This window comes from Brevundimonas sp. (assembly GCF_013912005.1).
Taxonomy (GTDB): Bacteria; Pseudomonadota; Alphaproteobacteria; order Caulobacterales; family Caulobacteraceae; genus Brevundimonas.
Genome location: NZ_JACESB010000036.1, coordinates 1 through 10470, shown reverse-complemented (window position 1 = coordinate 10470; position 10470 = coordinate 1). Strand labels below are relative to the sequence as shown.

Here is a 10470-nt window from a genome sequence, read left to right as displayed (position 1 = left end):
TCCGGGCCGCAGGCGAGGGATGGTGGAAGGGGCGGCGCAGGCGATCGGAGGGGGCGGCCCCATGGGCCGGCGTCGCCTGACCCGCTGATGCGGGGCCGTCCTCCCCGTTCGCCTTCGCTCGAGGGGAGGTGAGCGCCGGACCCTATCGCAGCGACCCGCAGAAGCGCTGGATCCGCCGGCAGGCCTCCTCCAGCACCTCTTCCGAGGTCGCGTAGCTGACCCGGAAGTACGGCGACAGGCCGAAGGCCGAGCCCTGCACCACCGCGACGCCCTCGGCGTCGAGCAGTTCGGCGGCGAAGGCGTCGTCGCTGTCGATGACGGCGCCGCCTTCGGTCGTCTTGCCGATCAGCCCCTCGATCGAGGGATAGACGTAGAAGGCGCCCTCCGGCGTGGCGCAGCGTACCCCGGAGGCCTGGTTCAGCATCGACACCACCAGGTCGCGGCGGCGTTCGAAATGCTTCGCCCGCTCGGCGATGAAGTCCTGCGGCCCGTTCAGCGCCTCCACCGCCGCCCACTGGCTGATCGAGGAGGGATTGCTGGTCGTCTGGCCGGCCACCTTGCGCATCAGGTCGATCAGCGGCTTCGGCCCGCCCGCATAGCCGATGCGCCAGCCGGTCATCGCATAGGCCTTCGACACCCCGTTCACCGTCAGCGTCCGGTCGGCGAGGTCCGGCGCGACCTGGGCGAGGGTGGCGAAATCGAAGTCGCCGTAGATCAGGTGCTCGTACATGTCGTCGGTCAGCACCCACACCTGCGGATGCCGTCGCAGCACCGCGGCCAGCGCCTCCAGCTCCGCGCGGGTGTAGGCGGCGCCGGTGGGGTTGGACGGGCTGTTCAGGATCAGCCACTTCGTCCGCGCGGTGATCGCCGCCTCCAGGGCGGCCGGCTTCAGCTTGAACCCGTCCGCCTCATGGCCGACCACGGTGACCGGCTCGCCGCCGGCCAGCAGCACCATGTCGGGATAGCTGACCCAGTAGGGCGCCGGCACGATCACCTCGTCCCCCGGCGACAGGGTGGCGACGAAGGCGTTGTAGATCACCGTCTTGCCGCCCGGGGCGACGTGGATCTGGTCCGGCCGGTAGGTCAGGCCGTTCTCGCGCGCGAACTTGGCCGCCACCGCCGCCTTAAGCTCCGGCAGGCCGTCGACGTCGGTGTACTTGGTCTCGCCCCGACGGATGGCCGCGATGGCCGCCTCCTTGACGTTCTCGGGCGTGTCGAAGTCCGGCTCGCCGGCGCCGAGGCCGATCACGTCGCGCCCCTCGCGCTTCAGCTCCCGGGCGCGGGCGGTCACCGCCAGCGTCGCCGACGGCTTGACGCGGGCCAGGGCCGCGGACTGGAGCGGGGCGGACGGACTGGACATGGCGACTCCCGGGGCGAAGGCGGGCGATCCTTACGCAGTTGCGAAGGGGCGGGCAAATCGCGCGCGCTCTGCGGGACATCCCCCGTCGGGACATCCCCTAGTGGAAAGACCCGAATGTCGGGGCCGGCGGGCGGCGACTACACCGCCGCCATCCGACGCCGGCTGTAGGGCGTTGGCCCAGCAGGAGTACCGTCATGACCGCCCCGCTCGTCGACCTGTCCGTCCACCACCAGCCCAGGGGGCTGTCCGATCGGGTGGCCTTCGGCTTCACCAAGCTGCTGCGCTTCTGCGCCGATACCTTCTTCGCCAGGCGCTACGGCCACCGCGCCGTGGTGCTGGAGACCGTCGCGGCCGTGCCGGGCATGGTCGGAGCCACCATCAACCACCTCAGCTGCCTGCGCCGCATGTGCGACGACCGGGGGTGGATCAAGACGCTCATGGACGAGGCCGAAAACGAGCGCATGCACCTGATGACCTTCATCGAGATCTCGAAGCCGACCCTGTTCGAGCGCTTCGTCATCGTCTCGGTGCAGTGGGTCTTCTACCTGTTCTTCTTCGCCCTCTACCTGGTGCACGCGAAGACCGCCCACCGGGTCGTCGGCTACTTCGAGGAGGAGGCGGTGATCAGCTACACCCACTACCTCGCCGAGATCGACGAGGGCCGCAGCCCCAACGTGCCGGCGCCCGCGATCGCGAAGCGCTACTGGGGCCTGCCGGACGACGCCACCCTGCGCGACGTGGTGCTGGTGGTCCGCGCCGACGAGGCCCACCACCGCGACGTCAACCACGGCTACGCCAACGAGCTCGGCGGCCTGCCCGCGGCGGAGGTCGCGCCGTGCCCGCCGCACGCGGCGCTCGAGCCGACCTGGAAGCTCGCCGCCTGACGCAGGCCGGGCGGCGGCTCTGTTCCGCCGCTCCCCCGGCGGTGCTAGGCACAGGCCATGCGTCGCCTGCTCGACTTCATCCTCAACATGGAGGGCCGCCGCTGGCGCACCGCGCTGGCGGCGGTCCTGCTGCTGGGCGCGACCGTCGGCCTGCTGGTCGTCGGCAAGAGCCAGCTGGGCCTCGCCACCGAGGCGAAGCTCGAGGCCTGGCTGCAGGGTTACGCCGGCAGTCCCTGGGCCTTCGCCGCGACCGTGGTCCTGTTCGTGCTGTCGGCCTTCATCGGCGCGCCGCAGTTCATCCTCATCGCCGCCTGCGTGGTGGCCTTCGGGCCCAATCTCGGCTTCGCCTACAGCTGGGTGGCCACCGTCGTCTCCGCCGGCGTGACCTACTGGCTCGGCCGCGGCCCCACGGCGCGGCTCATCGACCGGCTGGACAGCCGCACCCTGGCCCGGCTCAAGCGCTTCGTCGGCCGCAACGCCTTCTACGCCAGCTTCATGATCCGCAACGTGCCCTCGGCGCCGTTCATCGTCGTCAACATGGCCTTCGGGGCGACGCGGGCCAACTTCTGGAGCTATCTCGCCGGCTGCGCCCTCGGGGTGCTGCCGAAGACGGCCCTGGTCGCCTTCTTCGGCGGCGCCGTCGTCTCCGCCGTGTCCGGCGACGGCGTCTGGACCTCGCTGATTCTCGCCGCGGTCGCCGTGGTCTGGCTGGGGGCCATGCTGGCGGTGCGGGAGTGGGTCAGGCGCCGGGAGCGGTCCGGCGGCGGGGCCGCGGAGGGATAGAACCGCCGTCTCCGGCGTTCCTCACGGGATCGACCCCCGGAGGAGAGTCCATGCTGAAGCTCTACTATTCCCCCGGCGCCTGCGCGATGGCTTCCCACTTCGCCCTCGAGGAGGCGCACGCCGCCTACGACCTGGTGCGGATCGACCTGTCGAAGGGCGAGCAGCGGACGCCGGAGTATCTCGCCGTCAATCCGGCCGGCGTGACGCCGGCCCTCGTCACCGACGACGGCGTCCTGACCGAGAACCTCGCCATCATGTGGTACGTGGCCGCGACCCACCCCGAGGCGGAGCTGCTCCCGCCGCCCGACGCGCTGTTCGAGCTGGCGCGGCTGCACGCCTTCAACGGCTTCCTCGGCTCGTCCCTGCACCCGGCGATCGGCAAGGTGCTGTTCGCCCGCCCGCCGCTCGAAGGGGAGGCGAGGGCGAAGGCGCTGGAGCCGGCGCTGGCGAAGTACGACATCGTCGAAGGCCGCCTGCTGAAGGGGCCCTGGGTGCTCGGCGAACGCTACACCGTCGCCGACGGCTACCTCTCCGTGTTCAGCCGGTGGCTGCGCAGCAACCACCTTCTCGACCCGGAGCGTTTTCCCAAGCTGAACGCCCACCTGACCCTGGTCCAGTCGCGGCCCTGCATCCAGAAGGCGCTGCACATGGAGGGGCTCCAGCCCGTCTGAAACCGGGGCCCCGCAAGCTTGGCTGACGGGAACGTGAACGGCCAAGCTGCCGATGATGTCGGCGCGCTTGCACAAGGACTTGTAATCGCCTCCGCACACGGGCAAACGGGCCGACGGTCGGTCAGGCGAAGACGATCAGGAGGCGGCGCGTAAGGGGATGCGCGCAGCCGGGGCCTCGCCGGGCGGATCAGGTCAGACCCACGCCCTCTCAGGCCCGAACGAACGGTATCCCAGGCCCATGTTCTCCCACGTCTTCGGCGCGATCTCGAACGACATCGCCATCGATCTCGGCACCGCCAACACCCTCATTTACATGAAGGGCAAGGGCATCGTGCTGAACGAGCCCTCGGTGGTCGCGCTGCGAAACGTCGGTGGACGGAAGATCGTCCACGCGGTGGGCATAGAGGCCAAGCAGATGCTGGGCCGCACCCCGGGCCACATGGAAGCCATCCGCCCGATGCGCGACGGGGTCATCGCCGACTTCGAGGTCGCCGAGGAGATGATCAAGCACTTCATCCGCAAGGTTCACAACCGCAAGGGCTTCGTGAACCCCAAGGTGATCGTGTGCGTGCCCTCCGGCGCCACCGCCGTCGAGCGCCGCGCCATCAACGACTCCTGCCTCAACGCCTCGGCCCGCCGTGTCGGCCTGATCGACGAGCCCATGGCCGCGGCCATCGGCGCCGGCCTGCCGATCCACGAGCCGACCGGCTCCATGGTCGTCGACATCGGCGGCGGCACCACCGAGGTGGCCGTGCTGTCCCTGTCCGGCATCGTCTATTCGCGCTCGGTCCGCGTCGGCGGCGACAAGATGGACGAGGCGATCATCTCCTACATGCGCCGCAACCATAACCTGCTGATCGGCGAGACCACCGCCGAGCGCATCAAGAAGGACATCGGCACCGCCCGCATCCCGGCCGACGGCGAAGGCCTGTCGATCGACGTCAAGGGCCGCGACCTGATGCAGGGCGTGCCCCGCGAGGTGCGCATCTCGGAGCGCCAGGCCGCCGAGGCCCTCGCCGAGCCGGTCTCGCAGATCGTCGAGGCCGTGAAGGTGGCGCTCGAGGCCACCCCGCCCGAACTCGCCGCCGACATCGCCGACAAGGGCATCATGCTGACCGGCGGCGGGGCCCTGCTGCGCGGTCTGGACGCCGAGATCCGCGACCACACCGGCCTGCCGGTCTCGGTCGCCGACGACCCGCTGTCGTGCGTCGCCATCGGCTGCGGCCGGGTGCTCGAACACCCGCGCTGGATGAAGGGCGTGCTCGACTCGGCGCTCTGACGGCGGCTTCATCAGTTCGCCTCAAATCCCTGTCATCGCAGGGGTAACGCCGGTTCCCATCTGGCCCGGTTTTTGCGATAGGCTGGGTCTGACGGCGGGGGGCGTCCCGCCGATTCCCTCTTTCCAGGAAGGCGCGCCGTGGCGTTCCGCGACGGACCGTTCGAGAATCTCAAGGTGCCGCTGGTGTGGACCGCGGCCGTGGCCGTGGTCGCCTGCGCTGTCGGCGCCGTGCTGCTCCTCGTCAGCGACCAGCGCGGAGCCGGCTCGACCTGGCAGCCCGCCCGCGCGGGCGTCGAGACCGTGGCCGGTCCTGTCGGCGGCGTGTTCGCGGCCCCGGTGCGCTGGTTCGGCCACCTCGCCGACGGCGTCGGCGGCTACTTCTTCGCCGTCTCCGAGAACCGCCGGCTGAAGCGCCAGCTGGCCGAGCTGGAGCCGTGGCGCGACCAGGCCATCGCCCTGAAGAACATCAACGCCCGCTACGAGGCCATGCTCGGCATCCGGCCCGAGCCGCCGGTGCCGATGCGCACCGCCCGGTCCGTCTCCGACTCCCGCGGCCCCTTCTCCAACGCCCGCCTGCTCGACATCGGCGCGGCGCGCGGCATCAAGATCGGCAATCCCGTCATCAACGAGCACGGCCTCGTCGGGCGCATCGTCGGGACCTCGCCGCACGTCAGCCGCATGCTGCTGCTCACCGACGTGGCCAGCCGCACGCCGGTGCTGGTCGACCGCAGCGACGCCCGCGCCATCCTGACCGGCGACGGTTCCGGCAATCCGCGGCTCGAGTTCGTCCGCGGCGCCGGCTCGGTGCAGCCCGGCGACCGCATCCTGACCTCCGGCGACGGCGGCGCCTTCCCGCGCGGCCTGCCGATCGGCGTGGCCGCCCGCGGCGTCGACGGCAGCTGGCGGGTCAAGCTGTTCAGCGACCGCGGCGCCATCGACTACGTCCGTGTCCTGTTGTTCGAGGACTTCGGCCAGCTGGTCGGGCCCGAGGCGCTGAACGCGCCGCCGCTCGCCGCCCTCGAGACCCTGCCGGAGGCCACCGCCGCCCAGGCCGCGGCCATCGACGACGCCGCCGCCCGGCGCGCCGCCGCCGCCCGGGCCGCGCTCGAGCGCGCCGCCGAGCCGGCCCCGGCGCCGGCCCCGGCCACCGCCGCCGCGCCCGCCGCGGGAGCGCCCGAATGAGACGCCCGGTCGCGGTCCGCGTCGTCGGTCCGGTCCAGTGGATCTTCATCCCGGCCCTGATCGCCGTCGCCGCCACCATCGTGCTCGCCACACCGATCGAGCTGTTCGGCCTCAGCCTGCCCGAGCCGGTCACCCCCATGGTGCTGGCCTTCGCCTGGCCGCTGATCCGGCCGTCGATCATCGCGCCCCTGGTGCTGACCGCCCTCGGCCTGTTCCTCGACGTCTTCTGGTACGGCCCCCTCGGCCTGTGGCCGCTGGCCCTGCTGGCCATCTATGCGGTGGTGCTGGGCTCGCGCAGCTTCCTGATCGGCCAGGAAACCGCCGTCCTGTTCGTCTGGTACGCCGCCGGCTGCGGCCTCGCCTTCAGCGCCGCCTGGCTGATCACCACCCTGCTGGCCGGCAATCCCCCGTCCATCCTCGCCCTGCTGGGCCAGGTCGTCCCGACCCTGCTGCTGTTCCCGTTCGCCGACCGGATGATCGAGCGCTTCGAGGACGGCGACGTGAGGTTCCGATGAGTTCGGAACCCGCCATCTTCTTCTCCGACCCGAACGAGCGGCAGGGCTCCTTCCTGCGCCGCACCTTCGTGCTGGGGGGGCTGACCGCCCTCGGCGGCCTCGCCCTGACCGGCCGGCTGGCCCAGCTGCAGGTGATCCAGGCCCAGGAGTACGCTACCCAGGCCGCCGCCAACCAGTTCAACTTCCGCCTCGTGCCGCCGCCGCGGGGCCGCATCCTCGACCGCAACGGCGTGGTCATCGCCGGCAACCGGCCCAGCTTCCGGGTGCTGGTGGTGCGCGACGAGACCCGCGATCTCGACCAGACCCTCGACCTGCTCGGGCGGCTGCTGCCCGACACCCTCGAGCGCCGCCGCTCGATCATCCGCGACGTCAACGCCGCCCCGCGCTTCTCGCCGGTCCCGGTCAAGAGCGACCTGACCTGGGAGGAGTTCGCCCGCGTCAACCTCTACGCCAACGAGCTGCCCGGCGTGATGGCCGACATGCACGAGGCGCGCTTCTACCCGTTCGGCGGCGCCTTCGCCCATGTCATCGGCTATGTCGCCAAGCCCAATGACCGCGACATCAAGGCCATCGAGGAGCGCGGCGAGAAGGTCCCGGAGATCCTCTACAACCCCGGCTTCCGCATCGGCCGCCAGGGCGTTGAAAAGGCCTTCGACTCCGACCTGCGCGGCGAGGCCGGGGGCAACCGGGTCGAGGTCGACGCCCGCGGCCGGGTGGTGGCCGAGGACGTCGGCGGCTCGCGGCCGGCGGTGCCCGGCAAGGACGTGATGCTGACCCTCGACGCCGACGTCCAGAACCGCGCGCTCGAGGTGTTCGGCGAGGAGTCGGGCGGCTGCGTGGTGATGGACGTCCGCAACGGCGACATCCTGTGCATGGTCTCGGCGCCGTCCTTCGACCCGAACCTGTTCGTCAGCGGCGTGCCCACGCGCATCTACAACGCGCTGCGCGACTACGAGCGCAAGCCGCTGCTCGACAAGGCGATCTACGGCACCTTCCCGCCGGGTTCGACCTTCAAGATGACCACCGCCCTGGCCCTGCTCGACGCCGGCATCGACCCGTCGGAGCGCGTGGTCTGCACCGGGGCGTACCGCTACGGCAGCAACACCTGGCGGTGCTGGAAGCGCGGCGGGCACGGCGCGATGGACATGCACAACGCCATCAAGAACTCGTGCGACACCTATTTCTACCACCTGTGCAACCGGGCCGGGGTGGACCGGATCGCTCGCGTCGCCGGGGAGCTCGGCTTCGGCCATGTCTACGAGATCGGCATCGCGGGCCAGTCCAAGGGCATCGTGCCGTCCACGAAGTGGAAGCGCGACTACGCGGCCTCGACCAGCTGGGACGACGATGGAACCTGGTATCCGGGCGAGACCCTCAATGTGGCGATCGGTCAGGGCCAGCTGGCCGTGAACGCGTTGCAGCTCGCCGTGATGACCTCCCGCCTGGCGAACGGGCGCAAGGCGATTCACCCGCGCCTGGTGAAGTCGGTGGGGTCGGACGAACGTCCCTCGGGCGCGGCCTTCGGCGACCTGCCGTTCTCGAAGGAGCACCTCGACATCGTGCGCGGCGGCATGGCGGCGGTGGCCAATGACGTCACCGGCACCGCCTATCGCGCCTCCCAGCTCGGCCTCGGCGACATCCAGATGGCGGGCAAGACCGGCACCGCCCAGTCCCGCGACTACAAGCCCGGCGAGTCGCGCGGCCCCCGCAACGCCCAGTGGTCGCGGCGGGACCACGCCCTGTTCGTCGCCTTCGCCCCGCACGACGCGCCGCGCTACGCCATCGCCCTGATCATCCAGCACGCCCCGGCCGGCGGCTCGGCCGACGCCGCGCCGCGGGCGCGCGAGATCATGAAGACCGTCCTCCTCAAGGACCCCGACATGCGCGCCCGCATCGAGCGCCCGCTGCCGCCGGAGCCCCAGGCGCCCGCCGGCGTCGACGAGGGGGAGGGCGGGACCGGCCCCGGGGGCGAGGTCACCGCCGTGGAGGCCGCCGCGTCGCCGCCCCCGGCGCCGGCGCCTTCGCCGCCCGCGGCGCCCGCCGGACCGCGGCCCTACCTGGCGGAGCCGCCCCGATGACCGCCTCCGCCCTGACCCGTCCGGGAGAACGCGACCGGCTGTCGACCAAGGTCGCCGAGCTGGACTGGCGCCTGATCAGCCTTCTGGCCGTGATCGCCTGCGTCGGCGCCGGCATGCTCTATTCCATCGCCGGCGGCAGCTGGACGCCGTGGGCCGCTCCGCACCTGATCCGCTTCGGCGGCCTGCTGATCGCCATGCTGGTCCTCGCCATGGTCCACCCGAAGTGGTGGTTCCGCGCCGCCTACCCGCTGTACGGCGTGCTGCTCGTGCTGGTGCTGATGATCGAGTTCACCCCGCTCGGCTATCAGCCGGCCGGCGCCGGCGCCAAGAACTGGCTGAACCTCGGCTTCACCCGCATCCAGCCGGCCGAGTTCATGAAGCTCGGCCTCGTGCTCGCCCTGGCCCGCTGGTACCACAACCACAGCGCCCAGGAGGCGCGCTGGTCGTGGAAGCTGCTGATCCCGGCCGGCATGATCGGCCTGCCGTTCCTGCTGGTGGCCAAGCAGCCGGACCTCGGCTCGGCGATGATCATCGGCCTGACCGGGGCGGCGATAATGTTCATGGCCGGTCTCAGCTGGCGGGTCATCGCCGCCGGCGCCGCCGCCGCCGTGGTCGCCATCCCGCCGTTCGTGATGTTCGGCATGCACGAGTACCAGCGCAACCGCGTGCTGACCTTCCTCGACCCCGAGGCCGACCCCTCGGGCACGGGCTACAACATCATCCAGTCCAAGATCGCCCTCGGCTCCGGCGGCTTCCTCGGCAAGGGCTATGGCCTCGGCAGCCAGAGCCAGCTGGAGTTCCTGCCGGAGCGGCATACCGACTTCATCTTCTCGACCGTGGCCGAGGAGTTCGGCTTCGTCGGCTCCTTCACCGTGCTGGCCTGCTACGTGGCCGTCATTCTGATCGCCCTGCGCATCGCCTCCCTGGCCCACAGCCACTTCGGGCGGCTCGCCGCCGCCGGCATGACCGCCTTCTTCGCCCTGTTCGTGCTGATCAACGGGGCCATGGTGATGGGCATGGCTCCGGTCGTGGGCGTGCCGATGCCGCTGCTGTCCTACGGCGGCTCCTCGATGATGACGGTGATGTTCGGCTTCGGCCTGGTGCTGTCGACGCGCGTTCACCGCTACGCCGAGCTGCCGAAGGGCCACGGCCTGTTCTGATCGGCCGCCTCGCGCGTTAGCCTCGGGCATGACCGATCCGAAGACCGATTCCGCCCTGCCGAAATTCGTCCCCGACTGGGGTGACGAGCCCTGTCCCCGGCCGCTGCTGCCGGCCGCCTCGCCCGAGCGGGCGGCCGCGCTCACCGACGGCGTGCGCATGCGCGAGAACCCCGCCGAATGGGCCTTCGTCCGCCTGTCGAAGCTGATCGAGGACTTCGAGAAGGGCCTCGACCGCGACGAGGAGATCGCCGCCCACATCGTCGGCGTCCCCGGCGACGGCACCATGCAGATCGAGGACGTGGGCTTCTGGGGGCCGGACTTCATCCTCTTCACCGGCAAGAACCCCGACGGCCGGCCGGTGCGCCTGATCCAGCACCACGCCCAGATCAACGTCCTCCTCAACGCGCGCAAGAAGCCGGAGGAGCGCGAAGCCCGCCGCATCGGCTTCCAGCTCTCCGAAATGGTCCGCAGCACCAACCCGAAGTAGCCTCGGCTCTCGGTCCTCCCCCTGCGGGGGAGGACCGAGAGCCGAGGCTACTTCGGGTTGGTGCTGCGGAC

General features: G+C 71.1%; 10 protein-coding genes. 9 read left to right on the top strand and 1 reads right to left on the bottom strand.

Going from position 1 to position 10470, the window contains the following annotated elements; translation table 11 throughout:
- Window positions 1-142 precede the first annotated feature (142 nt).
- The gene (locus tag H2038_RS14565) at window positions 143-1360 is read right to left on the bottom strand and encodes a pyridoxal phosphate-dependent aminotransferase (RefSeq protein WP_292114803.1); all 1218 of its coding nucleotides are present in this window, start codon (window positions 1358-1360) and stop codon (window positions 143-145) included.
- Between the two features lie 194 nt (window positions 1361-1554).
- On the opposite strand from H2038_RS14565, the gene H2038_RS14560 reads away from it, so the two are divergent.
- From H2038_RS14560 to H2038_RS14520, 9 genes are all read left to right on the top strand, one after another.
- Complete coding sequence (locus H2038_RS14560) at window positions 1555-2244, top strand: alternative oxidase (RefSeq protein WP_292114801.1); 690 nt, start codon at window positions 1555-1557, stop codon at window positions 2242-2244.
- A gap of 57 nt (window positions 2245-2301) precedes the next feature.
- Complete coding sequence (locus H2038_RS14555; protein WP_292114798.1) at window positions 2302-3027, top strand: VTT domain-containing protein; 726 nt, start codon at window positions 2302-2304, stop codon at window positions 3025-3027.
- 50 nt (window positions 3028-3077) lie between these two features.
- Entirely contained in the window at window positions 3078-3698 is a 621-nt protein-coding gene (locus H2038_RS14550; RefSeq protein ID WP_292114795.1) for a glutathione S-transferase N-terminal domain-containing protein, read from the top strand.
- Between the two features lie 238 nt (window positions 3699-3936).
- Window positions 3937-4977, top strand: coding sequence for a rod shape-determining protein (locus H2038_RS14545; protein ID WP_092310269.1), 1041 nt, complete (start codon window positions 3937-3939; stop codon window positions 4975-4977).
- A gap of 138 nt (window positions 4978-5115) precedes the next feature.
- Complete coding sequence (gene mreC, locus H2038_RS14540) at window positions 5116-6159, top strand: rod shape-determining protein MreC (protein ID WP_292114788.1); 1044 nt, start codon at window positions 5116-5118, stop codon at window positions 6157-6159.
- Complete coding sequence (locus H2038_RS14535) at window positions 6156-6674, top strand: hypothetical protein (RefSeq protein WP_292114783.1); 519 nt, start codon at window positions 6156-6158, stop codon at window positions 6672-6674. Before mreC ends, H2038_RS14535 begins: the two co-directional genes overlap by 4 nt.
- Entirely contained in the window at window positions 6671-8752 is a 2082-nt protein-coding gene (mrdA, locus tag H2038_RS14530) for a penicillin-binding protein 2 (protein WP_292114780.1), read from the top strand. The genes H2038_RS14535 and mrdA overlap by 4 nt, the downstream gene beginning before the upstream one ends.
- Window positions 8749-9912 carry a rod shape-determining protein RodA gene (gene rodA, locus H2038_RS14525; RefSeq protein ID WP_292114777.1) on the top strand — a complete coding sequence of 388 codons (1164 nt, stop codon included), beginning with the start codon at window positions 8749-8751 and terminating at the stop codon, window positions 9910-9912. Before mrdA ends, rodA begins: the two co-directional genes overlap by 4 nt.
- Window positions 9913-9940: 28 nt before the next feature.
- The gene (locus H2038_RS14520) at window positions 9941-10399 is read left to right on the top strand and encodes a DUF6173 family protein (protein ID WP_292114774.1); all 459 of its coding nucleotides are present in this window, start codon (window positions 9941-9943) and stop codon (window positions 10397-10399) included.
- Window positions 10400-10470 lie beyond the last annotated feature (71 nt).